The organism is Neohoeflea coraliihabitans (assembly GCF_019334345.1).
GTDB classification, from domain to species: Bacteria; Pseudomonadota; Alphaproteobacteria; order Rhizobiales; family Rhizobiaceae; genus Pseudohoeflea; species Pseudohoeflea coraliihabitans.
This window is the reverse complement of sequence record NZ_JAHWQX010000005.1, coordinates 179,788-202,454: the sequence shown is the minus strand read 5'-3', so window position 1 is coordinate 202,454 and position 22,667 is coordinate 179,788. Positions and strand designations below refer to the sequence as shown.

22 protein-coding genes are annotated in these 22,667 nt (G+C 60.8%); 12 read left to right on the top strand and 10 right to left on the bottom strand.

The window, feature by feature from the left end:
• Positions 1 to 10: 10 nt before the first annotated feature.
• On the bottom strand, positions 11 to 4,807 hold the full coding sequence (locus tag KY465_RS18010) for an NAD-glutamate dehydrogenase (RefSeq protein ID WP_219203502.1): 4,797 nt from the start codon (positions 4,805 to 4,807) through the stop codon (positions 11 to 13).
• 101 nt (positions 4,808 to 4,908) lie between these two features.
• Between KY465_RS18010 and KY465_RS18005 the strand changes: the two genes are divergently transcribed.
• The 5 genes from KY465_RS18005 to KY465_RS17985 all read left to right on the top strand — a co-directional run bounded on the left by KY465_RS18005 (position 4,909) and on the right by KY465_RS17985 (position 8,082).
• The gene (locus tag KY465_RS18005) at positions 4,909 to 5,484 is read left to right on the top strand and encodes a peroxidase-related enzyme (RefSeq protein ID WP_219203501.1); all 576 of its coding nucleotides are present in this window, start codon (positions 4,909 to 4,911) and stop codon (positions 5,482 to 5,484) included.
• Between the two features lie 150 nt (positions 5,485 to 5,634).
• Positions 5,635 to 5,880 carry a hypothetical protein gene (locus KY465_RS18000; protein WP_219203500.1) on the top strand — a complete coding sequence of 82 codons (246 nt, stop codon included), beginning with the start codon at positions 5,635 to 5,637 and terminating at the stop codon, positions 5,878 to 5,880.
• Positions 5,877 to 6,767, top strand: a complete 891-nt coding sequence (gene pdxY, locus KY465_RS17995) for a pyridoxal kinase PdxY (protein WP_219203499.1) — start codon at positions 5,877 to 5,879, stop codon at positions 6,765 to 6,767. Before KY465_RS18000 ends, pdxY begins: the two co-directional genes overlap by 4 nt.
• A 93-nt stretch (positions 6,768 to 6,860) precedes the next feature.
• Positions 6,861 to 7,508, top strand: a complete 648-nt coding sequence (locus KY465_RS17990; RefSeq protein ID WP_219203498.1) for a carbonic anhydrase — start codon at positions 6,861 to 6,863, stop codon at positions 7,506 to 7,508.
• 133 nt (positions 7,509 to 7,641) lie between these two features.
• On the top strand, positions 7,642 to 8,082 hold the full coding sequence (locus KY465_RS17985; RefSeq protein WP_219203497.1) for a nuclear transport factor 2 family protein: 441 nt from the start codon (positions 7,642 to 7,644) through the stop codon (positions 8,080 to 8,082).
• 39 nt (positions 8,083 to 8,121) lie between these two features.
• Here the strand turns inward: KY465_RS17985 and KY465_RS17980 are convergent, their stop codons facing one another.
• From KY465_RS17980 to KY465_RS17950, 7 genes are all read right to left on the bottom strand, one after another.
• Entirely contained in the window at positions 8,122 to 8,940 is an 819-nt protein-coding gene (locus tag KY465_RS17980) for a lytic murein transglycosylase (protein ID WP_219203496.1), read from the bottom strand.
• 157 nt (positions 8,941 to 9,097) lie between these two features.
• Positions 9,098 to 10,129, bottom strand: coding sequence for an aspartate-semialdehyde dehydrogenase (locus KY465_RS17975; RefSeq protein ID WP_219203495.1), 1,032 nt, complete (start codon positions 10,127 to 10,129; stop codon positions 9,098 to 9,100).
• Positions 10,130 to 10,339: 210 nt separating this feature from the next.
• Positions 10,340 to 11,455, bottom strand: a complete 1,116-nt coding sequence (gene leuB, locus KY465_RS17970) for a 3-isopropylmalate dehydrogenase (protein WP_219203494.1) — start codon at positions 11,453 to 11,455, stop codon at positions 10,340 to 10,342.
• A gap of 73 nt (positions 11,456 to 11,528) precedes the next feature.
• Positions 11,529 to 12,740, bottom strand: coding sequence for a beta-ketoacyl-[acyl-carrier-protein] synthase family protein (locus KY465_RS17965; RefSeq protein WP_219203493.1), 1,212 nt, complete (start codon positions 12,738 to 12,740; stop codon positions 11,529 to 11,531).
• Complete coding sequence (locus KY465_RS17960) at positions 12,737 to 13,009, bottom strand: phosphopantetheine-binding protein (RefSeq protein ID WP_219203492.1); 273 nt, start codon at positions 13,007 to 13,009, stop codon at positions 12,737 to 12,739. Before KY465_RS17960 ends, KY465_RS17965 begins: the two co-directional genes overlap by 4 nt.
• Positions 13,010 to 13,101: 92 nt before the next feature.
• Complete coding sequence (gene leuD, locus KY465_RS17955) at positions 13,102 to 13,707, bottom strand: 3-isopropylmalate dehydratase small subunit (RefSeq protein ID WP_219203491.1); 606 nt, start codon at positions 13,705 to 13,707, stop codon at positions 13,102 to 13,104.
• A gap of 161 nt (positions 13,708 to 13,868) precedes the next feature.
• Positions 13,869 to 14,111 (bottom strand): hypothetical protein, encoded by a 243-nt coding sequence (locus tag KY465_RS17950; RefSeq protein WP_219203490.1) that lies wholly within the window; start codon positions 14,109 to 14,111, stop codon positions 13,869 to 13,871.
• A 180-nt stretch (positions 14,112 to 14,291) separates the two neighbouring features.
• Here KY465_RS17950 and KY465_RS17945 point away from each other — a divergent pair, with 180 nt between their 5' ends.
• From KY465_RS17945 to KY465_RS17935, 3 genes are read left to right on the top strand one after another with little or no spacing between them, the layout of a single operon-like run.
• The gene (locus KY465_RS17945) at positions 14,292 to 15,230 is read left to right on the top strand and encodes an HpcH/HpaI aldolase/citrate lyase family protein (protein ID WP_219203520.1); all 939 of its coding nucleotides are present in this window, start codon (positions 14,292 to 14,294) and stop codon (positions 15,228 to 15,230) included.
• 22 nt (positions 15,231 to 15,252) lie between these two features.
• Positions 15,253 to 15,459, top strand: a complete 207-nt coding sequence (locus KY465_RS17940; protein ID WP_219203489.1) for a DUF1737 domain-containing protein — start codon at positions 15,253 to 15,255, stop codon at positions 15,457 to 15,459.
• Positions 15,456 to 16,637: an amidohydrolase gene (locus KY465_RS17935; protein ID WP_219203488.1), complete on the top strand. Its 1,182-nt coding sequence runs from the start codon at positions 15,456 to 15,458 to the stop codon at positions 16,635 to 16,637. The genes KY465_RS17940 and KY465_RS17935 overlap by 4 nt, the downstream gene beginning before the upstream one ends.
• Positions 16,638 to 16,673: 36 nt before the next feature.
• Here KY465_RS17935 and KY465_RS17930 read toward each other — a convergent pair whose 3' ends face one another.
• The gene (locus tag KY465_RS17930) at positions 16,674 to 17,096 is read right to left on the bottom strand and encodes a metallopeptidase family protein (protein WP_219203487.1); all 423 of its coding nucleotides are present in this window, start codon (positions 17,094 to 17,096) and stop codon (positions 16,674 to 16,676) included.
• A gap of 236 nt (positions 17,097 to 17,332) precedes the next feature.
• Here KY465_RS17930 and KY465_RS17925 point away from each other — a divergent pair, with 236 nt between their 5' ends.
• Together KY465_RS17925 and KY465_RS17920 are read left to right on the top strand one after the other, a co-directional pair.
• Positions 17,333 to 17,845, top strand: a complete 513-nt coding sequence (locus KY465_RS17925; RefSeq protein ID WP_219203486.1) for an HNH endonuclease — start codon at positions 17,333 to 17,335, stop codon at positions 17,843 to 17,845.
• A 146-nt stretch (positions 17,846 to 17,991) separates the two neighbouring features.
• On the top strand, positions 17,992 to 18,756 hold the full coding sequence (locus KY465_RS17920; protein ID WP_219203485.1) for a DUF3800 domain-containing protein: 765 nt from the start codon (positions 17,992 to 17,994) through the stop codon (positions 18,754 to 18,756).
• Positions 18,757 to 18,904: 148 nt separating this feature from the next.
• Here KY465_RS17920 and KY465_RS17915 read toward each other — a convergent pair whose 3' ends face one another.
• Entirely contained in the window at positions 18,905 to 19,867 is a 963-nt protein-coding gene (locus KY465_RS17915) for an IS1595 family transposase (RefSeq protein WP_219203484.1), read from the bottom strand.
• A gap of 159 nt (positions 19,868 to 20,026) precedes the next feature.
• Between KY465_RS17915 and KY465_RS18820 the strand changes: the two genes are divergently transcribed.
• Positions 20,027 to 21,163 carry a hypothetical protein gene (locus tag KY465_RS18820; RefSeq protein WP_346432667.1) on the top strand — a complete coding sequence of 379 codons (1,137 nt, stop codon included), beginning with the start codon at positions 20,027 to 20,029 and terminating at the stop codon, positions 21,161 to 21,163.
• The gene (locus tag KY465_RS17910) at positions 21,051 to 22,661 is read left to right on the top strand and encodes a Y-family DNA polymerase (RefSeq protein WP_346432669.1); all 1,611 of its coding nucleotides are present in this window, start codon (positions 21,051 to 21,053) and stop codon (positions 22,659 to 22,661) included. The genes KY465_RS18820 and KY465_RS17910 overlap by 113 nt, the downstream gene beginning before the upstream one ends.
• The last annotated feature ends 6 nt before the right edge of the window (positions 22,662 to 22,667 follow it).

Genomic DNA, 22,667 nt, shown 5'->3' with positions numbered 1-22,667 from the left:
AACTTGATTCTCAGGCTTTCAGCGACCGCGCCAGATCGCTGACCATACCGGCAGCCACCGTCAGCTTGGCCACCGTCAATTCCCCGCTTTCCGCCAGATGCATGATCTGCCCGGTGACATGTCCGATCCTTGCTTCATTGTCGCTCCGCCAGCGTCCAAACGGATCGCTGTGATCCGCATGCGCGGCAAGCGCGGCACCGGCAATCAGCCGACGCGCCTCGAACAGCTCATCCAGGTTGCGACTGAGGGCAAGGTTTTCGTAGTGATCGACCACCTGCAACCGCGAAGCGGCTGCCTGAATGCGGCCGATGCGGAAGGCTTCCGTGACATCGAAATACACGGAAATGACGCGGTTGGGCTCCTTGTTCGACAACTGCGCCACATACAGGATATCCGGAACCATCAGCCGCACTGTCAGGCGCGCCAGATCGGCCGCCAGATCCTCCGGCACATCAAGATCAACCAGGCGGTTTGCATGCGCCGCGATGTCTGCGGCAAGGAAGTCGGGAATGCCCGACAGAACGGTGGGCAATGCTGCATCGATGCCGTCGCTCAGCCGCGACACAAGCGCTCCGAGCTCCGGCTCCAGGGCCACGTCGGTTTTCAGCGCCCAGGCTGTGGCGAGTTCAACGGCAGTTCCGACCAGTTCGTACAGTTCGTTCTGCACGGAACCGGCAATCTTGCCGTCAAGTGCATCGATGCGATCATAAAGCGCCGTCAGGCCGAGCCCGTCACGGGCAATCACGAAGGCCCGCACGATATCCGCCGCCGTCGCGCCGGTCTGGTCGCCCAGATGGACGATGAAGGAGGGCCCGCCGCGATTGATCGTATCATTGCCCAGCAAGGTTGCGATGATCTCGCGCCGCAGCCGGTGGGTTTCGATGTCACCCTCATGGGCATCCCGCATCGTGGGCGGAAAATAGCTGACCAGCGTTTCGCGGAAATAGGGATTGTCGGGCAGATCGCTGGCGACGATCTCGTCAAACAACACGATCTTTGCATAGGACAGGAGTACGCCGATCTCCGGCCGCGTCAGGCCCAGCCCGGCCGTACGCCGCTCGGCGATCTCCACATCGTCAGGCAGCGTTTCCACCGCCCGGTTCAGCAGTCCGCGGCTTTCCAGATCGCTCATCAGGCGCGCATGTTCCGACAGCACGCCGACACCTTTGCGGGCCGCAAGCGAAATGGCCAGCGTCTGCAGATAATTGTTGCGAAGCACCAACTGCGCCACTTCATCGGTCATCGACGCCAGCAGCACATTGCGGTCCTCGCGCGTCAGTCGATCCTGGCGCATGGCATTTGCGAGAGCAATCTTGATGTTGACCTCGACGTCCGACGAATTGACCCCGGCGGAATTGTCGATCGCATCGGAATTGCAGCGCCCCCCGGCTGCCGCATAGGCAATACGGCCCCGTTGCGTGACGCCGAGATTGGCGCCCTCGCCGATCACCTTGGCGCGCACTTCCTGCGCCGTGACCCGGATCGTGTCATTGGCCCGGTCTCCGACCTCGGCATCGCTTTCGCCGCGCGCCCGGATATAGGTGCCGATGCCGCCGAACCACATCAGATCGACCTGCATGCGGAGGATCGCGGTCATGATTTCCTGTGGCGTCGCCGGTCCCGGTTCAACGCCGAGCACCGCTGCCGCCTCGGCGGTCAGATCCACCGATTTCAGCGTCCGCGACACGATCATGCCGCCTTCCGACAATTTTGCCTGATCATAGTCCTGCCAGCTCGACCGAGGCATGTCGAACAGCCGCTGCCGCTCGGCGAATGTGATGGCCGGATCGGGGGCCGGGTCGATGAAGATATCGCGATGGTCGAAGGCAGCCAGCAAGCGAATTTTTCGCGACAGCAGCATGCCATTGCCAAACACGTCACCCGACATGTCGCCCACTCCGGCCACCGTGAACGGTGTGGTCTGGATGTCAATGTTCATCTCACGGAAATGCCGCTTGACCGCCTCCCACGCTCCGCGCGCCGTAATGCCCATCTTCTTGTGGTCATAACCGGCCGAGCCGCCCGAGGCGAAGGCGTCATCGAGCCAGAAATCCTGCTCCTGGCTGATCGCATTGGCGATATCCGAAAATGTCGCGGTTCCCTTGTCCGCGGCAACGACGAAATACGGATCGTCGCCGTCGTGGCGGATTGTGTCGGATGGCGGCACCACCTGATCGCCATCGAGATTGTCGGTGACCGACAACAGCGTGCGGATGAACAGTTTGTAGGCTTCGCGCCCGGCCACGAAAATCTCTTCGCGGCTGCCGTCGGTCGGCAGCGTTTTCGGATAAAAGCCGCCTTTGGCGCCCACCGGCACGATGACCGCGTTCTTTACCTGCTGCGCTTTGACGAGGCCGAGCACCTCGGTGCGGTAATCCTGCGCCCGGTCCGACCAGCGCAAACCGCCGCGCGCCACCGGTCCGAAGCGCAGATGCACGCCTTCGACCTCGGCACCGTAAACGAAGATCTCGCGGTAAGGCCGCGGTTCCGGCAAGCCCTCGACCACGCGTGGATTGAGTTTGAAGGCCAGTGCCGGACGAGGCTTTCCGGAAGCGTCGCGCTGAAAATAATTCGTCCGCAGCGATGCATCGATGACGTTGACGAAACGACGAATGATACGATCATCGTCCTGGCTTGGAACCGAGTTCAACGCCTCATCAATGCTGGCAAGCAAACCACGCATCGCCGCCTGACGGTCGGTCTCCTCGAGCGAGGGATCAAAGCGTGTTCGGAACAGATCGAAAATCTGACGCGAGATATCGGCATGCCGGGCCAGCGTGTCCGCGATATAGCCTTGCGAATAAAGAAGTCCGGCCTGCCGCAGATAACGCGCGATCGCGCGCAGGACCATTGACTCCCGGCTGGTGAGTTGTGCGGCGACGACCAGCCGGTTGAAGCCGTCATTGTCCACCTCACCGCGCCAGATCGACAGATAGGCATCGATCAGGCGGGCGCTGTCAGCGCTCAGCGAGACGGAGGTCCCGTCGCTGCGCGCAAGTTCCATGTCATGCAGAATGACATCCCGCGTTTCACCCTGATCGGAGATGACACCCAGTTCGTGCGTCTGTTCGCTGATCACCGTGAATCCGAGATTCTCGAGAAGCGGCACGCGCCGGGACAACGCCAATGCCGTGTCGGCGTGAAAGATCTTCAATCCCAGGCGATCATCGGTATCGCCATCCTGACGATAAAAGGCGATCCGCAGCCCGTCCTCGGCATGCAGGCAGGTGCGGATGTCCTCGATATCGCCAGTCGCCGCGTCAGGACTGAATTGCTCCTTGTAGGACTGGCTGACGCTGATCGTTCGCGCCGCATCGCCGCCCAGCGTGTGGAACCGATCTTCCCACCGCGTCACGATGGTGCGGATGTCGCGTTCCAGTTGTTCCTGCGCGATCACCGGCGTCTTGCCTTCGCTGCGCCCGATGATGAAATGCACGCGCGCCACCCCGCTCTCCGGGAAGGACGGGTAGAACACCGACAGCCGGCCATTATAGGCAAGCTTCAGATAAGACGCGATCTTCTCGCGCACCGCCGAATCATACTGATCGCGCGGCACGTAGACGAGCACCGAGACAAAGCGGTCAAAACGATCAATGCGCGGCAGCACCCGGACCCGCGGGCGGTCAGACAACTCGTTGATCTGGCGGCAAAACCGGATCAACAGGGGCTCTTCGATCTGAAACAGCTCGTCGCGGGGAAAATCTTCCAGCGTGTTGAGCAGCAATTTACCGGAATGGCTCTGCGGGTCGTAGCCGAAACTGGCGATCACGCGGTCGATCTTGGTGCGCAGCAACGGGATTTCGGTGACCGACCGGGTATAGGCCGTCGAGGTGAACAAGCCGACAACCCGCAGCTCGCCGATCACGGCGCCGTTCTCATCGAAGCGCTTGACTCCGATATAGTCCATATGTGTGCGCCGGTGCACCACCGAGCGCACATTGGCCTTCGTCACCATCAGGAAATCGGGGCCCTGCAGGAAATCGATGATTTCCGGCGTCGTGGTCACCTGGTCCTTGCCCTGACGCAGCACCAGGACACTCGGGTCATTTAGAATGCCGAGACCGCGCGAACCGGCGCGACTGAGTTCCTTTGCGCCGTCTGCATCCGAATAGATATATTCGCGCATGCCGAGAAAGGTGAAATTGTTGTTGCGCAGCCACGCCAGAAACGCCAACGCTTCGTCACGCTGGTCAAGGCGCTCCTCGTCGACGCGCAGATAGCTCAGATCAGCTGCCGCCGCGTCGATGCGCGCCAGCATCGCCTTCCAATCCTGCACAGCCAGGCGGACCTGCGCCAGCACATGCTCCAGCCGCTCGACCAGATGCTGTGCCGACTGCTCGCCCAGCCGCGGCATGTGCAGCTGGATGTTGCTGATCAGATTGTCGCGTGACCGGTCGATGCCGGGCCGATAGGCCGTCAGCTCCTTGCCGTCACCGGCCGAGATGATCGGATGCGCCGCCAGATGAATGTCCCGGATCTGCGCCGCCACCTCTCCCATCACGGAATCGAACAGGAACGGCTTGTTTCCGGTGGTGATCGAAACGACAGAAATGGGCTGTTCGTTGATTTCGATACCGTCCGGCTCAAACAACGCAATGCGCGGTGTCTTGCCATCCCAGGCGCGGATCTCCGCTTCGACCTTGACCGCGATCCCGGCCAGATCGGCAGGCTTGTACTGACTCAGATCATCAAGGCTGGCGCCGGTGAAAATAATTTCGGGATCGATATCCGGGTGGCCGCTGGCCGCCAGGGCCTCACCGACCGCTTCGAGCACGGCCTTCACATCGTCATCGTGTCGCGTCGTCATGAGGCGTTCGCTCCTCCGCCTTGCCAAGTTCGACCCTGCGCCTGATGATCGTGCAAAGTCACCCGCCTATGCGGCCTTAACGCGAATTGGGAGGAATTAAAATGAAAAGCGCGACAAAAAACGTCACCGCGCTGTCGATCGCACGCGAAAAAGACCTCAGCGAATCGATGCAGGCTTACTTCGCCAAGTGTGACGAGAAGCTCGGCATGATTCCGAATGTATTGCAAAGCTACGCCTTCAACTCGGACAAGCTGGAAGCCTTCGTCAACTTCTACAACGACCTGATGCTGGCCCCCTCCGGGCTGAGCAAACTGGAACGCGAGATAATCGCCGTCGCCGTATCCTCCGCCAATCATTGCTACTATTGCCTGACGGCCCATGGCGCAGCCGTTCGCCAGCTTTCGGGGTCGCCGGAGCTCGGCGAACAGATGGTGATGAATTTTCGCGCCGCCGACCTCGACCCCCGCCAGACCGCCATGCTTGAATTTGCCCTGCTTCTGACGGAGGCCCCCGACCGGATCGTCGAGGAGGATCGGCAGCAGTTGCGTGACGTTGGCTTTACCGATCGCGACATCTGGGACATCGCCAGCGTCGCCGCTTTTTTCAACATGACCAACCGCCTCGCTGCGGCCACCGACATGCGTCCCAACGACGCCTATCACGCCATGGCGCGCTGAATGCCGGGTAGGGTCGCACCCGTGCCGGCGACCTGCGATGAAGCCTTTTGCCGGCCCAAGGCAATATGCTAGGAGCAAGGCACGCATGCCGCGGCGATTTTCACGGTCCGGAACCGCCCAGCCTGACGAATAAAGCGAAGAGAGGCGGCGATGAGCCAGGAAGATGAGACCACTCGCGCCGCGCGCCGCGATCTGAAGCGACTTGCCGAAGAGGGCAACCTGTCGGCGAGCCCGTTGCTGAAGGGTACCGCCGACAGCCTGAAGAGCCACTTCACGGCAGCCGATGCCGACCAGAAGGATGCTTCCGAGGTCTGGGGCACCCGCATTGGTCGCGGCCTCGCCGTGATCGCCGTGCTGGTCCTGGGCGTTTGGCTCTATTTCGAGGTCTTTCAATGACACGCGATGATGCGAACGGTGCCCGGCCAGCGGTGATCGTAATCTCGAGCCATGTGGTGCGCGGCTCGGTTGGCAACCGCGCCGTCGTCTTCGCTCTGGAAACGCTTGGCTTTCCCGTATGGGCCGTACCTACCGTTGTGCTGCCCTGGCACCCCGGACATTCACCTGCCACACGCATTGTCGCCGAACCTGAACAGTTCGCCAGCCTCCTTGCCGATCTGTCGAGAGCCCACTGGCTGCCGGAGATCGGCGCCGTGATCACCGGCTATCTCGGCAACGTCGCGCAGGTCGAGCCCGTGGCGCAGCTCATCGAGACGGTCAAGGCCGGCAATCCGCAGGCGCTGTATCTGTGTGATCCGGTCATCGGCGACGACGCGCAGCTGTACGTCGCCGAAGAACTCGCCGCCGGCATCCGCGACCGCCTCATGCCACTGGCTGACATCACCACCCCCAATCTGTTCGAGCTGTCCTGGCTCACCGGCGCGCCGGTCAACGACACCGCCGCCAGCATCGCCGCAGCGCAGGAGCTCGGTCCGGCACGGGTCCTGGTTACATCGGCGCTGGCCATGATGGCCGGCAGCACGGGCACCATGCTGGTGGATGGAGATCGCGCGATGATGGCGGAACACCGGCTCATCGCCAATCCCCCGAATGGTCTGGGCGACCTGCTGGCCGCCACCTTTCTGGCCCGACTGATTGAAGGCAAGACGGGGGAGAAGGCACTGCAGCTGGCAACCGGCACGGTGTTTGAAGTTCTCGCCCGCACGGCGCGCCGCGGAGCCGACGAATTGACAATCGAGACCGACGCCGACAGCCTGCGCTCGCCAATGGCCATGGTTCACATGCGCCGGCTCATCACCCGGCCGCCGCGTCCGCGCAGTCGTTGAGCATTTTCACTTGAACCGACCGGCAAACATCGGCACATAGACGCCATCTATAAGTGTTGTGAATGTCGGCTGCGATTGAGCATGGGGGCACAGATGTCGAACCTTCCCGATCACCTCTGGAATGGCTACCGGGCCTTCATGACGGGCCGCTACTCCGATGAGCGCGCCCGCTACCGGCAGTTGGCCGAGCGCGGTCAGGAACCGCATACCCTGGTGATCGCCTGCTGCGATTCCCGCGCCGCCCCCGAGACGATCTTCGACTGTGGCCCCGGCGAGCTTTTCGTCGTGCGCAACGTCGCCAATCTGGTGCCGCCCTATGAGCCGGATGGCAATTACCATTCGACCTCGGCCGCCATCGAGTTTGCCATTCAGGCCTTGAAGATTCGCGACATCCTGGTGATGGGGCACGGCCGCTGCGGCGGTATCCAGGCCGCCCTCGATCCGAATGCCAAGCCGCTGTCGCCGGGCGACTTCATTGGCCGCTGGATCAGCCTCTTGAAGCCTTCGGCGGAAAAGATCCGGGACTCCGACTTGCTGACCGGCGGGGAACGCCAGACCGCCCTCGAGCGCATATCGATCCGCAGTTCGATCGCCAATCTGCACAGTTTTCCCAACATTGCCGCCCTCGCCGAGAAGGGCGAGTTGCGCGTACACGGCGCCTGGTTCGATATCTCATCCGGTGAGCTGTGGGTGATGGACCGCGACAGCGGAGACTTCGTGCGCCCGGACATCGAAACCTGAGCAGCATGCTGTGCTGGCGGCACGCCAATTGACAGAACGGCGCTTTTCTCCAAGCATTGATCGCGTGCCTTCGGCATGGCACCCCGCCGCTGCCGGGTTCCGAGCTGACATCGACTACCGCGGGAGTCCGAAGATGAAACGCGCATTCGCCCTTGGCCTGTTGGCCTTTGCCGTCCTGAACTGGAGCCCGGCACAGGCCGGGAGCGCAGAAAAACCGTCGCCGCGGGACGTGCTTGAGCGCTGGTACCCGGCCTTGTTTTCAGCTGATCGCCAGGAGCTTGAGCCGCTTCTCGCCGACACCGCCGAGATCCGGTTGGAAGACCTTGGCATCACTCAGACGAAGACCGAATTCCTTGATTCCCTCGCCGAGTGGAAGGAGAGCGTCGCCGATGCGACGCTGGACTGGAAACTGGATGACACCGCAACGCACGATAGCGCCACGGATGTGACCGCTCTTGTGTGCTATCGCTTTCCGTCCAATGAATTGATGACGCGCGAAGCCTTCGAGATCGAGGACGACCGGATCACCTCCAGCCTGCAGACGTCGATCAGCGACAGCTGCGACGGTTTTTAGACCCGCCGCAGCGGCCCGTCAGTCTGGTGGCGATGGCTTTTACTTGTCGATTTCGGCCGCAATGATGGCGATCGCCTTCTGATAGACGCCGGCCGCATTCCAGCCCTGGATGGCGCGGAAGTTGGCCTGTCCCGGTTGGTAGCCACCCCCACGCCGCCAGCCGTGAGCGCGCAGGAAATTGGCCGTCGAGGCGAGTGCGTCGGCCTTGCCCTTCAGATTGACACTGCGGTTGCCATCGCCGGACACACCGTATTTCAGGACATTGGCCGGCAGGAATTGCGTCTGACCGATCTCGCCATGCGCCGCGCCACGGAAATCCGGGCTGATCCAGCCGCGCTGAATCAGCTCAAGCAGCGCATAAAGCTGCGTCGTGAAAAAGGCCGAGCGCCGGCAATCGTAAGCGAGCGTGGCCACCGCCGACACCGTGTGCTGGTTGCCGAGGAACGAGCCAAAGCCGGTTTCCATGCCCCAGATTGCCAATAGGGGTCCGGCCGGCACGCCATAGCGCTGTTCGATGGCGCGAAACAGGCCGGCGTTGCTTTGCTTCAAGCGCCGACCCTTGGAGATGATCGCATTCGCACCGCGCTTCTGCATGAACTGATCGAGCGAGTATCTGAAGCTGCGCTGATTGCGATCAAGACTGATCGTCTTGGTCGCATAGCGGGCGCTGCGGAAAGCGCTGTCGAGGGTCTTGCGGGAAACACCGCGCGCCGCGGCCTCCTGCTTGAACTGGCCGACCCAGTTGTTGAAGCCGCCGGCATTATTGCCGCAAGAGGCGGCGACGGCCGGACCGGCCATTCCAACGCTGATAGCGAGCGCAGCAAGAATGCCGATTCGACGGCGACCAAAAACTGACATTGTGTAAAACCTCATTTCAGTGACAGACCGGCCCCGCGCCGGACTTTGCCAGCAAATAAGAGCAAAGTCACCAGCGGAATGCGGCTTCAGATGCAAAGCGCCGCAGCCACCCCGAAGTTCCGTTTTGCCAGTCGCAATTTCCGGGAAACGCCGGTGCTTAGGCCGCTTTGCGACCTTTCAAAAGTCCCCGATTGACCAGCAATTCGGCGATCTGGACGGTGTTCAGGGCCGCCCCCTTTCGCAAGTTGTCGCTGACCACCCAGAGATTGAGCCCATTCTCGACAGTCGCATCCTCGCGGATCCGGGAGATGTAGGTGGCATCTTCGCCGGCGCTCTCATAGGGGGTCATGTATCCCCCATCCTCGTGCTTGTCGATCACCAGGCAGCCGGGTGCATCGCGCAGGATATCGCGCGCTTCCTCGGCGGTGATTTCGTTCTCGAACTCGATATTGACCGATTCCGCATGCCCGATGAACACCGGCACCCGCACAGCGGTACAGGTCACCCGGATTTTCGGATCGAGCATTTTCTTGGTTTCGGCCAGCACCTTCCACTCTTCCTTGGTGTAGCCGTCCTCCATGAAGCTGTCGATGTGCGGGATCACGTTGAACGCGATGCGCTTGGTGAACTTCCGGTTCTCGATCGGGTCGGCCACGAACACGGCCCGCGTCTGGTTGAACAACTCGTCCATGCCATCCTTGCCGGCGCCGGACACCGATTGGTAGGTGGACACCACGACGCGCTTGATCCTGGCCCTGTCATGCAGCGGCTTCAACGCCACGACCAGTTGCGCCGTCGAGCAATTCGGATTGGCGATGATGTTCTTCTTGCGAAAACCGTCGATGGCGTCGGCATTGACCTCGGGAACGATCAGCGGCACCTCGGAATCGTAGCGCCAGGCCGACGAGTTATCGATGACCACGCATCCCTGGGCGGCGATCTTCGGCGAATACTTCTGAGACACCGTGCCGCCCGCCGACATCAGGCAGATGTCGGTGTCGGAAAAATCGTAGTTGTCGAGATTCTTCACCTTCAGCGTCTTGTCGCCAAACGAAACTTCGGTGCCGATTGACCGGCTTGACGCCAGCGCCACGACCTCGTCGACGGGAAAATTGCGTTCTGCCAGGATATTGAGCATTTCCCGGCCGACATTGCCGGTGGCCCCGACGATTGCGATTTTGAAAGCCATGTTGCCTTGCTCCGATCTCCCCCTCTTGGGACAAGCGCCACTCATCCCGCCCCCGGGAGAGTGCGGGGCGGAACGGATCAGATCGTGGTTTTGGTCTTGATCGTGGTCATGGTGGCCGTCTTTTGCGGCAGCGCGCCGCAAAAGTCAATTGTTGCGAAGCGGTGCTGGCCCGAGGGCATCACCGGCTTGGCAAGCTGCACCGCTGCGCTGTCAGGCCTGGCCGCTCGCCGCATAGGCGTTGACGATGGCATCGCCCATCTCGGACGTTGACACCTGCTTGCAGCCTTCCGCCATGATATCTCCAGTGCGGATGCCCTTGTCGAGCACCGTCGAGATTGCGTTTTCGAGCCGATCGGCCTCGCTGATCATCGAAAACGAGTAGCGCAGGCACATGGCGAAGGAGGCAATCATTGCGATCGGGTTGGCAATGCCCTGACCGGCAATGTCCGGCGCCGAACCATGCACCGGCTCATACAGCGCCTTGCGGCTGCCGGTCTTGGCATCGGGTGCGCCAAGCGAAGCAGACGGCAACATGCCGAGCGAACCGGTCAGCATAGCGGCAACATCCGATAACATGTCGCCGAACAGATTGTCGGTCACGATCACATCGAACTGCTTCGGCTGCCGCACCAGTTGCATGCCGCCCGCATCAGCCAGCATGTGCGTCAGCGTCACATCGGAATATTTCGCCTGATGCGTGGCCGTTACAACCTCTTTCCACAGGACGCCCGATTTCATCACATTGTGCTTTTCCATCGAACAGACCGAATTGCTACGTGTGCGCGCCAGTTCAAAGGCAACGCCGGCGATCCGCTCGATTTCGTAGGTGTCGTAAACCTGGCTGTCGACAGCCCGTTTCTGTCCATTGCCGAGATCAGTGATCGTCTTTGGCTCACCGAAATAAACGCCGCCAGTCAGCTCGCGGACAATCAGGATATCGAGACCTTCTATCAGCTCCTGTTTAAGGGACGAAGCGGCGGCCAGCGCCGGGTAACAGATCGCCGGGCGCAGATTGGCAAACAGCTCCATGTCCTTGCGCAAGCGCAACAAGCCAGCCTCGGGCCGGACATCGTAATCCACACCGTCCCATTTCGGTCCGCCGACAGCACCGAACAGCACGGCATCTGCGGCCATGGCCTTGTCCATATCCTCATCGGAAATCGCCGCGCCATGCGCGTCATAGGCCGAGCCGCCAACAAGGCCCTCTTCGGTTTTGAACCCGGCATCCTCATTGCTGTTCATATAGGCAATCAGCTTGCTAACTTCGGCCATTGCCTCCGGCCCGATGCCGTCGCCTGGAAGCATGAAGAGTGTGCGTGTGGTCATGAGGATGCCCTTGATAGACTGTTACGGCGTGGGGTTTAGTGGAATTCGAAAGGAGATGAAAGAACCGCTGCGCTCACACCTTGCCGAAAGCGATCACCGCATTGGTGCCGCCGAAGGCAAAGGCGTTTGAAATGGCCACCTCGATCGGCCGCTGCCGTGCGACGTTGGGTGTCACATCGAGATCGCAATCCGGATCGGCTGCTTCATAATTGATGGTGGGCGGAATGATGCCTTCACGCAGAGCGCCAACGCAGGCGATCACTTCCAGCGCACTCGACCCTCCGAGGCAGTGACCGTGCATCGATTTGGTTGAAGAGACGCTGACACCGTCCGCGGCGGCGCCGAGAGCCACGCGGATGGCTTTGGTTTCGGTCTTGTCGTTCGCCTGCGTTCCGGTTCCATGCGCATTGATATAACCGACCGCATCGCCGGAAAGTCCCGCGTCGCGCAGACAGTTTTCAATCGCCAGCGCTGGCCCCTCCACCGTCGGATTGACAATATCGGACGCATCACCCGACATGCCGCACCCGAGAATTTCCGCCAGGATCGTGGCGCCGCGCGCCCGGGCATGCTCGTAGGTTTCGAGAATCGCCATTCCCGCTCCATCGCCCATCAGCAATCCGTCACGATTCGCCGAAAAAGGCCGGCACTTGGTGCGCGCCAAGACCCGCAACGCTTCCCATGCCTTGATGATGCCGAAGGTCAGGGGCGTGTCGGTGCCACCTGCAAACATGATATCGGCCCGTCCAAGGCGGATCTGGTCAGCGGCACTGACCAGCGCGTGATTGCCTGAGGTGCACGCCGACGTGATGCCGAAGACCGGTCCGCGCAGGCCGCAATGCATCGACACCTGACCGGCCGGAGCCCCCGGCATGGCCCGAGGGACCGTGAAGATATGTGTCCGCTTCTTCCCGCCTTCGAGGATATCGAAATAGCTCTGGTCGACCGCATCGGTTCCGTAAATGCCGGTCCCCACGACCGCGCCGGCGCGCCGGTCGTCAAATGCGCCCGCTTGCAGCCCCGCCTGTGTCATCGCCTGCTGCGCGGCGATCACGGCCAGGCGGCTGAATTCGCCCATGGTGACGCGGCGGCGCGGGTCGATGCCATCATCTTCAAGCTTATCGGTGATCGGAAACGCCATGGTATTGCGCAGTTTGCGATCGGTGATCGGCACCTCGCCGCTGCCATCTCGGCCTGCCTTCATGGCCTGCCAGATGTCGTCTGCTGTACTGCCGAGCGAACAGACGCCGCCAAGACCGGTAATGACGATCCTTTGATGCGTCATGGTCGTGTTGATGTCTCCGCCGCCTTGTCCGCAACCAGAGCCTTCACCAGCACAATGACATCCTCCACGGTCTTCAGGGATTGCCATGCCTCTGCGGTGTTGAGATCGACCTGGATGTCATACTCGTCTTCCAGATCCATCACCACTTCCGTCAATTCAAGCGAATTGATCTCCAGCTCATCAAGCTCGGATTTCGGAGTGATATCGCTCTCTTCCAACGGGCTGACGCTGGCGATTGTCGAGATGACCTTCTCTGCAATGTCTTCCATGCCGCATTACTCTTTCACTCTTTGGACAGGTTGCTCGTCACGCCATCCTGCAAATTCGTGCCGCCGGTCGCCTTTCCATTATCAGGAAGGCCTCACGCCCAGCTGCGTTCACGCGCCAGCCGATCTTCATATTTGTCGATCGAAACGGCTTTCTCCAGCGTCAGCCCGATATCGTCAAGGCCGTTCAGCAGGCAGTGCTTCTTGAAAGGGTCTATATCGAAATGAATGACACCGCCATCAGGGCCGCGAATTTCCTGCGCTTCGAGATCAACCGACAGGGTCGCATTGGCTCCGCGCTGGGCATCATCGAGCAGCGCCTCCAGCTCATCATGCGTCACGACGATCGGCAGGATGCCGTTCTTGAAGCAATTGTTGTAAAAGATATCGGCGAAGCTGGTCGAGATGACGCAACGTATGCCGAAATCAAGCAGGGCCCAGGGCGCATGCTCCCGCGACGAGCCGCAGCCGAAATTGTCGCCGGCCACCAGGATCTCGGCGTTGCGGTAAGCCGGCTTGTTGAGAACGAAATCAGGGTTCTCGCTGCCGTCCTCCAGGTAACGCGCTTCGGCAAAAAGTCCCTTGCCGAGACCGGTTCGCTTGATGGTCTTCAGATAATCTTTCGGGATGATCATGTCGGTGTCGATATTGATCACCGGATAGGGCGCTGCAACACCGGTCAGGCGCGAAAATTTTTCCATGGGCTTGGTCCTGTCTCTTGCTGGAAAAGCCCATAGCAAATACGAGACTGAAAAAGAAGAGGCGACGGCTCGGTCCGGATCAGGGGCCAAGGTCGCAGTTTTGAACGCACCCGGGTACCCGGCCTCGCCGGCAATCCGGGCGCAGATCAATGCCCCGAGGTTTAAAGATCAATAATTTTGCCGTGTCCGTCGTCCCAGACGCGCTGGATCGGCTGCTCTGATGCACGCCGCCGCGCCCTTGCATAGACCGGCTGCGGAGCAGGCATGAGCGGCTGAGTGAGCATTGCCATCGCGCCACGCATCAGGCGGATCAAACCGATGCCTCCCGCCACCACAAGCCCGAACAGGCTCAGCGCCACGAAGGTGCCAAGACCCAATAGCGCCAGCGACAGGGTGATCGTCACCGCGATTACAACCGAAAATATCGTCGAAATGTTTCTCATCATCTGTCCTCTTCCCCTAGTATCTGGGGGTTGGGAGCCCCCGGTTCAATGCGCAGCACCGCAAATTACCCGCTCCAATTCGCCACGCATCGGCCGCGTCCGATACTTGAAACTTTTCACGTCACCGGGCATGACTGGCCGATGACAATTGCACCCCACCCCGACCCGGAATCGACCCGTCCGATCCGGGCCCGCCGGTCCGTCCTTTACGTGCCGGCCGGCCATCAGCGCGCCATGGCCAAATCCCGGGCGCTCGAAAGCGATGCCGTGATCTTCGATCTCGAGGATTCCGTCGCGCCCACTGAGAAGAATGCAGCCCGCGAAGAATTGCGCTCTTTCCTGGCCGAGCCTCTTGCCGAGGGACGCGAAACCATCGTCCGGATCAACGCTCTTTCGACCCCGTGGGGCCACGAGGATCTGCTCGCCGCCCGCGCTGTCAGGCCCGATGCCATATTGGTGCCAAAGGTCGAGGAGCCGGAGGACATCAGCGACATTGACGCGGCGCTTGATGAGACCGATGCGCCCGCAACCTTGCGTCTGTGGGCCATGATCGAAACGCCGCGTGGCGTCATGAATGCCGGTCATATTGCCCGCGCTGCGCGCACGCCCGGGTGCCGTCTCGACTGCCTGGTTCTCGGCACCAACGATCTCGTCAAGGAAACCAATGTCGCGCCGACGCCGGGACGCCCGCAATTGACCGCATGGCTGATGCAGGTTCTGCTTGCCGCCCGCGCCTACGGTCTCGATGTGCTCGATGGCGTCTTCAACGATTTCCGCGATGCCGAGAGTTTTGCCGCCGAATGCCGGGATGGGCGCGCCATGGGCTTTGATGGCAAGACATTGATCCATCCCTCGCAGATCGCTGTGGCCAATGACGTTTTCAGCGTCGAGTCCGACGCATTGCGCGAGGCCCGCGCCATCGTCGCGGCATTTGCCAAGCCTGAAAATGCTGGCGTCGGCGTTCTCAGTCTCGACGGCCGCATGGTCGAGCGCCTGCATGCGCAATCAGCGGCGAAGCTGATCGAGAAGGCGCGTCGCGAGAGCCGGACGTCCGGCCACAAGCCCGACGACGAACTCTGAAGTCCTAGAGAGAGGAGCGTGCATGCGACTTTTCCGTTTTCTCACCGGCCCCGATGATTCCGCCTTCTGTCACAAGGTCACGGCGGCGCTGAACGCCGGATGGGAACTGTACGGCACCCCGACCTATGCCTTCAACGCCGCCACAGGGCAGATGCAATGCGGTCAGGCGGTGCGCAAGGATGTCGAGGGCAAGGAATACAGCCCCGATATCAAGCTCGGTGCGCAATGACCGGTTCTGTCGGCAGTTCAAGCGCCCTTGGCAAAGCCCCCGCCAGCCTCGTGTCTCTGCGCCGCGCACTGCACCGCCGTCCGGAATTGTCGGGTGCCGAGGCCGAGACCGCCGCACACATCGCCGCCCACCTTGCCGGACTTGACCCCGATCGTCTGCTCACCGGGCTTGGCGGGCATGGTGTGGCCGCCATCTTCGCCGCAAGCGGCGCGGCTGCACGTGAAGGACCGACGCTGCTCTTCCGCTGCGAGCTCGATGGATTGCCGATCACGGAAATCTCAGATTTCGACTGGCGGTCGGAACGTATCGGCAAGGGCCATCTTTGCGGTCATGACGGCCATATGGCGATCCTGTGCGGCCTTGCCGCGCACTTTGCCGCCCAGCGACCGGCGCGCGGCCGGGTCATCCTCCTGTTCCAGCCGGCTGAAGAAACCGGCGCCGGCGCCGCTGACGTGCTTGCCGATCCACGCTTTTCAGAAATCAAGCCGGATTTCGCCTTTGCCCTGCACAATCTGCCCGGCCTGCCGCTGCATGCCGTAGGCATTCGTCCCGGCCCCTTCACTTTTGCCTCCGAAGGACTGGCGATCCGGCTGACGGGCCGCACCGCCCACGCCGCTCAGCCGGAGCAGGGGTGCAGTCCGGGCCAGACCTTGGCCACCTTGATGCAGGTTCTGCCCGAGCTGCCACGCACCCTTGGTCACCCTGAGGGCCAATCTCTGATCACCCTGTCGCATGCCCGCTTGGGCGAAGCAGCTTTCGGCATCGCGCCGGGGGACGCCGAGATCTGGCTGACCATCCGCGCCATCAATGATGCTCTGCAATCGCAATTGTTGACGGCCGCTGAGGCGCGCGCGCGCCAGGCCGCTTCAGCCGCCGGTCTTGGTTTGCACATCACGCGGCACGAGAATTTTGCCGCCGGCCACAATGATCCAGCCGCCAGCGCCATCATCGAGGCGGCAGTCGATAATCTCGCTCTGCAAAGGGCAACGATTGATGCGCCATTCCGCTGGTCCGAGGATTTCGGCCGTTTCGGAGCGGCAGCCCCCTCGGCCCTGTTCGTCCTTGGCGCGGGCGAGGACCATCCCGGTCTGCACAATCCCGACTACGATTTCCCCGACGCGCTGCTTGTCTCCGGGGTGGCGATGTTTAGCGATATTGCGCGCCAGCTCTGCGGTTGAGAGCCCAGCGATCTTTGGAAAACGCTGACGCGCGGCTCAGCCGACAGTGGCTTCGATGCGCTCCATATCCTCATCGGAAAGGCCGAAATGATGGCCGATCTCGTGGATCAGCACATGCGTGATGATATCACCGAGGGTTTCCTCGTTTTCCGCCCAATAGTCGAGTATAGGCCGCCGGTAGAGACGGATGCAGTTGGCCATCTCGCCGGTCTCGATGGTGAACCGTTCCGACAGACCCCGCCCTTCGAACAGGCCGAGCAGATCGAAGGGGGTTTCCAGACCCATATCCTCGAAGATCTCGTCGCTGGGGAAATCCTCGACCTGGATGATCAAGTCGGTGCTGAGGCTGCGAAAACGGTCCGGAAGCTGCGCATAGGCCGACAGCGCCAGGGATTCGAATGTCTTCAAATCCGGCGCGTAGCGGTCTTCCCAATCTCCGGTCTGGTCAAAACGCGCCATGCTCAGCGGCGCCGCCCTGTCGTGCTCATGCAGCGCATATAAGACAGCTCATCTGCTTTTGCGAGGGTCAAGGCGCAGGCTGCGCTACTTTCCTCCCCTGGCAACAAGTGAAGGTTTCGCGTCTTCGGTGGAGGCATATTTATGCCGACATTGGAATAAATTGGCGATATTATATTTGACAAACCCGAGTGAGAATATGTTTATGTGGGAATCTCTAATTGAGTTTAGGATCTATAATGAGTTGCTCAGACGGAGAGAGGCGCCCGCCAATACCTGCTGAAATCAGGAGGCGCGTTCTCGTCGAAGCGGGGCACCGGTGCGCCATCCCCACTTGCCGATACATCGAGGTCGATATTCACCACATTATCCAGTGGGCGAAGTGTCAAGCGCATGAGTATGACAACCTCATCGCCCTCTGTCCGAACTGCCACAGGCGCGCCGACAAAGGGGAGATTGATCGTAAGAGTCTGCGGCTCTACAAGGCCAACCTGCGGTTCGCGCATGACAAGTTCTCCCAAGTCGAAATTGATGTTCTTTTTGAGGTCGCAAAGCTTCCACAAGGCCAAGGCGCTCAATGGCCAGCCTTCAACATGCTGCTGATAAAAAGACTGTTAGACGCAGGCTACCTGCACGTTCAGCAACCACAGGGCGGAGTATTTATCGGTGGAATGCAGTCTGCGCCCTGCTTGCTTACAATCAGCGAAAAAGGCAAGGCATTCATAGATGAGCTAGACCTGCACGAACTCTAGTCTTCCCGCTTTTTATCTGTACCCTTCGCTACTCGCCTAAGTTTCTCGTCAAAGCGCTTCTCGTCGTCGTCTGTTTCCAGGTCGCGAGCGGCCTCTTTGAACTTGTCCACTTGACTCTTTTTGTCGCTTGGTTGTGTCATATGTAGATGCACTTCTGCTTTATTGATGAAAGCGGTACGCCGCCAAAGCCAGATTCAAAAAAGTCGAACCCCTATTTCGTAATTGGGGGCGTCATTATGCATGAGTCACAATGGCACGGCATCGCCGCCGAAGTTCGCCAATTATGCGCTCGTCCAGAATACAACATAAGCGGCGAAATCAAATGGCGATATTTTGGACCGCAGAACACAGATCCATCAAACTCCGTGTCCCACCTAAGCCAAGAGGCCAAGGATCGCTTTCGACGCGACTATTTCAATATTATCATAAAGCGCAAAAGCGTGAAGATAGTGGCTTGCGTGGCTAGCGTCGTAGCCGCTTACAGGCTCACAATCGTTGAGGATGCTGAAGCCCTTTATCATTACACGTACAAGCCGGTATCAGAGCGCTTCCAGTACCATCTTCAAGATCTAAGTCGAACTGTTGGCAATACGCAGCTCGGCATCGTTGTTGGAGATCATCGGGGACGCAAACAAGACGAAAATTTTCGGCTTAACCACCTCGACATGATCGAGGTAGAAAATGCGTATGTCAGCAATTACGATAATTTCGTAGAATGCATTTTTCTTACGCCGTCACATATGAGCATCGGCGTGCAAATTGCAGACATGGTGTCCGGGGCGATAGGCCGAGCATTCAATCAAAATGACTCTACATTCTTCGAAGTCATAAAGCCCTCTTTCAGAAAGAAGGATGACGGCTCAATCAACGGCTTTGGCCTAGTCAAATTTCCAAAGAATGGTTGGGAGTAGCCGCCGGGTGGGCTTTTGGCCCTGATACGTTTCGACGTATCCCCGGCAAACCGTATATAGCGACTTCTGCGTGACTCGTCAAGGATTCTAGTTTTCGTTCCGCTTACGAAATGTTTTTAGTGGCCAGATATCTAACTGCACCCAACGCTCAAAGCGCTTGTCCGGCTGGATTAGCTTGATCGTATGTGAGCCGTTTCCCGCTCACGCCAATCAGCGCGTTCATTGCCCGCTCGCTATCGTTCACACCGCGAGCGGTCCGGTTGTTGTACCTGAAATCGAACTCAGCAGCATAACGATGCAGGTGTTTCTCGGCGCAATGCTGATAAACGCCCTTCATGCCTCGCTTGAAGATGCTGTAGAAGCCTTCCAGCGTGTTCGTGTAGACGTCCTCGCGGACGTATTCGCCCCGATAATGGTTGACCATTTCGTGACCGGCGACGTTGAAATCGCGCTTCATGTAGTAGGAAGCGGTGTCAGTCATTAGCCGGCTTTCGTGGTGAACATTGTCCGCAATGACCTTGCTGATGCCTACCTTCGTGATGCGGTCGAGGACAACCGAGCGAACATCACCGCCACGCTCCACAAGGCTCATGACAGTCATCTTGTGGCCAGCGCCGCCGCCCTTCTTCTGGAAGCCCTTCTTGCGACCAATGAAAGTTTCGTCGGCCTCTACGATCTTGCCATTGCCACCGAGCGGGGTATCGAAAACGCCAGTGCGCATCGCCTCGCGGATCCGGTGCGACAGAAACCACGCGCTCTTGAGAGTGATTTCAAGAACGCGGTGAAGCTGGTTCGAACTGATGCCCTTCTTGCTGGAACACATCAGGTGAATGGCCTGCAGCCACTTGTGCAGCGGTATGTGGCTTTCCTCAAAGATGGTGCCAATGCGAACGGTGAACTGCTTCCGGCATGCCGCGCACTTTTTCAGGCCGTGACGCTCGACGCCCTCAGGGTTCTTCTTCGAAGGCTTGGAGCGGACACCCTCCAGCTTGTAAATACGCTTGTCATTTCCACAGTGCGGGCAGACCGGGCCTTTAGGCCACAGGATGCGCTCGACATGCTCAAAGGCCGCTGCCTCGTTATGAAAATATTCCTTGCTCAGTACGGACATGAAATTCACCGAATCGCTAACTTGTTGAGTTAGTTATCGCATATCATGTTGGGTTTGTCAAATATAATATCGCCAATAAATTCCCATCTCCCCCGCTTGACTCGGCGCCCACCCTCTGGAATCCATTAGAACATAACAGGAACATACAGGAGTAGACCCGTGGCGACCCCGCAAGCGGCGCAGCGCTCTCGGCATGCGCTGCACCAGGCCATTGCCAGCCTCGACAAGGCGGCGGCTGCCACCTTGGTGGTGCCGCCAAAGACGCCTCATATCCTCAGAGAGTCTGCTTTTTTGACAGTGGCTTTCACACCAGAGGTGCCGCATTCCCTGCCGGTCGGCGATGCGGGTTTTGCCGCGGCGCCAGACCCTGCGGCAGACCAGCTGCCGCTCGGGGTGGCTCCTTTCGATGCAGCCCTGGGGGGCGGCCTGCCCCGCGCCGGCCTGATCGAAATCCGCTGCGAACAGACCCGCGACTGGGGCCTTGTCAGCGCCTTTGCCGCCATGCTGATTGCCCGCTTCAGTGAGGCGCCCGCAAAGCCGCGGCCGCTGGTCTGGATCAGCGCCCCGCAAACCCTGCGCGAAGGCGGGGATCTCTGGCTGCCCGGCTTGCTCGATCTTCTTGCCATCGGTCCCGGCACCCCGGCACCGCAACTGCTCGTCATTCATCCGCGCACCGAACTGGAAGCCTTGTGGGCAGCCGAAACGGCCGCAACCGCCTGCCAGAGCCTTTCCACAAGCAGCGCTCCAACCACATCTTCTTCACCTCGGCAGTCGGACGAAAAGCAGCCTCCACAAAAGGACAACGCCATCATTCTTGTCGAGATACGCGGCAATCCGACCCGGCTCGGCCTGAGCGAAAGTCGCCGGTTGCATTTCCGGGCCCGGAGCAGCCGCCAGCCGCTGCTGCTCCTGCGTCAGGCAGCAGACGCCGAGGCGAGTGCCGCGCCGGTGCGGTTTTGCATTGGTCCGGCGCCCGCCGCCCTGCGGCATCTCGGCTCTGAAGGCCCGCGCACCGGTCATCCTCTTGCCGGAAGTCTCGGAGCGCCAGCGTTGCAGGTGACTCTTGAAAAAAGCCGCGCCTCCGCCCGTCTTTCCCTCATTCTCGAATGGCTGTCCCATGACCATCGTTTCCAGATCCGCCCCACCCGCACCGCTGAAGACACCCGATCTGGTGGTGCCCTCACTGCCGCTGGGGGAAACCCGGCGGATTCTCGCTCTCGCTTTTCCCGCTCTTCCGACCGACAGGATCTGGCGCCAGCGCCTGGGACCCTCCTGGCATTCGACCGCGCCTCCTGAAGCCGGCCGCCCGGCCGTCAAACCGCTGGCCTGCGCCGAACGGCTGAAGGGAGCTTTGCGGCTCGCCGCGCTCGACGAGAAAGCCGCCACCCGTGGCTTGCGGATAGGCCAGGGTGTCGCCGAGGCGCGGGCCATCTGTCCCGATCTCGATGTGACCCCGGCAGATCCCGCCGCCGATCACCGGCTGCTCATCGCGCTCGCCGACTGGGCCGATCGCTACACGCCGCTGGTCGGCCTCGATAGTCCCGATGGGCTGGCCCTCGACATCACCGGCTGCGCTCATCTGTTCGGCGGTGAACGCGCCATGCTTGACGACGCAATCACACGCCTTGAAGGTTTTGGCTTTGCCGTTCAGGGCGCCATCGCTCCGACCCCGGCCCTGGCCTGGGCCTTGGCCCGCCACCAACCGGGCCGCATTGCCGCTCCCGCCGATATCGCCGTCCTGATGCCGGCTCTGCCGATCAGCAGCCTGCGCCTGCCGGATGAAACCACCGCCGCCCTCGCGCGGGTCGGACTCAAGCGCCTGCAAGACGTGTTGACAGCCCCCCGCGCGCCCTTGGCCCGGCGCTTCGGCAGCACGGTGCTGCGGCGGCTCGACCGCATGACCGGCATGGACGGGGAACCGATTTCTCCCCGCCGGCCTTTGGCCGAGTTGATCGCCGAACGACGCTTTGCCGAGCCGCTCATCGATCTCGAGACGATCACCACCCTGAGCGGCCAGCTGGCGGCAAGCCTGAAGGATTTGCTGAGCCGGCGCGCGGCCGGACTGCGCCGTGCAGAATTATCGCTGTTTCGCATTGATGGCGCCGTGCGCCACATCCGGGTCGGCACAGCCCGCCCGCTGCGTGATCCCCTGCGGATCAAGCAGCTTTTCGCCGAAAGAATCGCCAGCCTGCATGAGGAAATCGATGCCGGCTACGGTTTTGAACTGGTTCGCCTGGCGGTGCTCGACTACGAGCCGATGCCTGACAGTCAGACCGATTTCGAGGGCGCTGCCCAGGGCGACGATCTGCCCCTTCATCTTCTCGCCGACCGGCTCGCTGCCCGCCTCGGCCCGGATCGCGTTCAGGTGCCGGTGGCCGGCAACAGCCATGTGCCCGAACGATCGGTGCATCACGTCCCCCATGTCGACAAACTGAATTCTCCCCAGAGCGGATCTGCAAAAGGAGAAGATGACGCCGGCACTTTCCTGCCGGTCAGTGGCGCGGCGCGGCCCTTGCGTTTGCTGCGCCCTCCCGAGCCGGTGACGGCGGTGGCCGAAGTTCCCGATGGTCCTCCCGTCACCTTTCGCTGGCGCCGCAGCCCGCATCACGTCACCCGCGCCGAAGGTCCCGAACGCATTGCCGCCGAATGGTGGCATGACGGCGAGAATGCTCCGACCCGCGATTATTACCGCGTCGAGGACGAGGCCGGGCGGCGCTACTGGCTGTTTCGCGAAGGGCTTTACGAAAGGGAATCATCGACGCCACGCTGGTTCCTGCACGGTTTTTTCGCTTGAGATCCG

Excerpts from the sequence above, each read along its gene's own strand:
- leuD (WP_219203491.1), bottom strand. The coding sequence starts at position 13,707 with ATGGAAAAATTTTCGCGCCTGACCGGTGTTGCAGCGCCCTATCCGGTG.
- KY465_RS17985 (WP_219203497.1), top strand. The coding sequence starts at position 7,642 with ATGAAACGCGCATTCGCCCTTGGCCTGTTGGCCTTTGCCGTCCTGAAC.
- KY465_RS17965 (WP_219203493.1), bottom strand. The coding sequence starts at position 12,740 with ATGACGCATCAAAGGATCGTCATTACCGGTCTTGGCGGCGTCTGTTCG.
- KY465_RS18010 (WP_219203502.1), bottom strand. The coding sequence starts at position 4,807 with ATGACGACGCGACACGATGACGATGTGAAGGCCGTGCTCGAAGCGGTC.
- KY465_RS17920 (WP_219203485.1), top strand. The coding sequence starts at position 17,992 with ATGCACTTCTGCTTTATTGATGAAAGCGGTACGCCGCCAAAGCCAGAT.
- KY465_RS17990 (WP_219203498.1), top strand. The coding sequence starts at position 6,861 with ATGTCGAACCTTCCCGATCACCTCTGGAATGGCTACCGGGCCTTCATG.
- KY465_RS17960 (WP_219203492.1), bottom strand. The coding sequence starts at position 13,009 with ATGGAAGACATTGCAGAGAAGGTCATCTCGACAATCGCCAGCGTCAGC.
- KY465_RS17935 (WP_219203488.1), top strand. The coding sequence starts at position 15,456 with ATGACCGGTTCTGTCGGCAGTTCAAGCGCCCTTGGCAAAGCCCCCGCC.
- KY465_RS17930 (WP_219203487.1), bottom strand. The coding sequence starts at position 17,096 with ATGGCGCGTTTTGACCAGACCGGAGATTGGGAAGACCGCTACGCGCCG.
- leuB (WP_219203494.1), bottom strand. The coding sequence starts at position 11,455 with ATGACCACACGCACACTCTTCATGCTTCCAGGCGACGGCATCGGGCCG.
- KY465_RS17980 (WP_219203496.1), bottom strand. The coding sequence starts at position 8,940 with ATGTCAGTTTTTGGTCGCCGTCGAATCGGCATTCTTGCTGCGCTCGCT.
- pdxY (WP_219203499.1), top strand. The coding sequence starts at position 5,877 with ATGACACGCGATGATGCGAACGGTGCCCGGCCAGCGGTGATCGTAATC.
- KY465_RS17925 (WP_219203486.1), top strand. The coding sequence starts at position 17,333 with ATGAGTTGCTCAGACGGAGAGAGGCGCCCGCCAATACCTGCTGAAATC.
- KY465_RS18005 (WP_219203501.1), top strand. The coding sequence starts at position 4,909 with ATGAAAAGCGCGACAAAAAACGTCACCGCGCTGTCGATCGCACGCGAA.
- KY465_RS17940 (WP_219203489.1), top strand. The coding sequence starts at position 15,253 with ATGCGACTTTTCCGTTTTCTCACCGGCCCCGATGATTCCGCCTTCTGT.
- KY465_RS17975 (WP_219203495.1), bottom strand. The coding sequence starts at position 10,129 with ATGGCTTTCAAAATCGCAATCGTCGGGGCCACCGGCAATGTCGGCCGG.
- KY465_RS17945 (WP_219203520.1), top strand. The coding sequence starts at position 14,292 with ATGACAATTGCACCCCACCCCGACCCGGAATCGACCCGTCCGATCCGG.
- KY465_RS18000 (WP_219203500.1), top strand. The coding sequence starts at position 5,635 with ATGAGCCAGGAAGATGAGACCACTCGCGCCGCGCGCCGCGATCTGAAG.
- KY465_RS17915 (WP_219203484.1), bottom strand. The coding sequence starts at position 19,867 with ATGTCCGTACTGAGCAAGGAATATTTTCATAACGAGGCAGCGGCCTTT.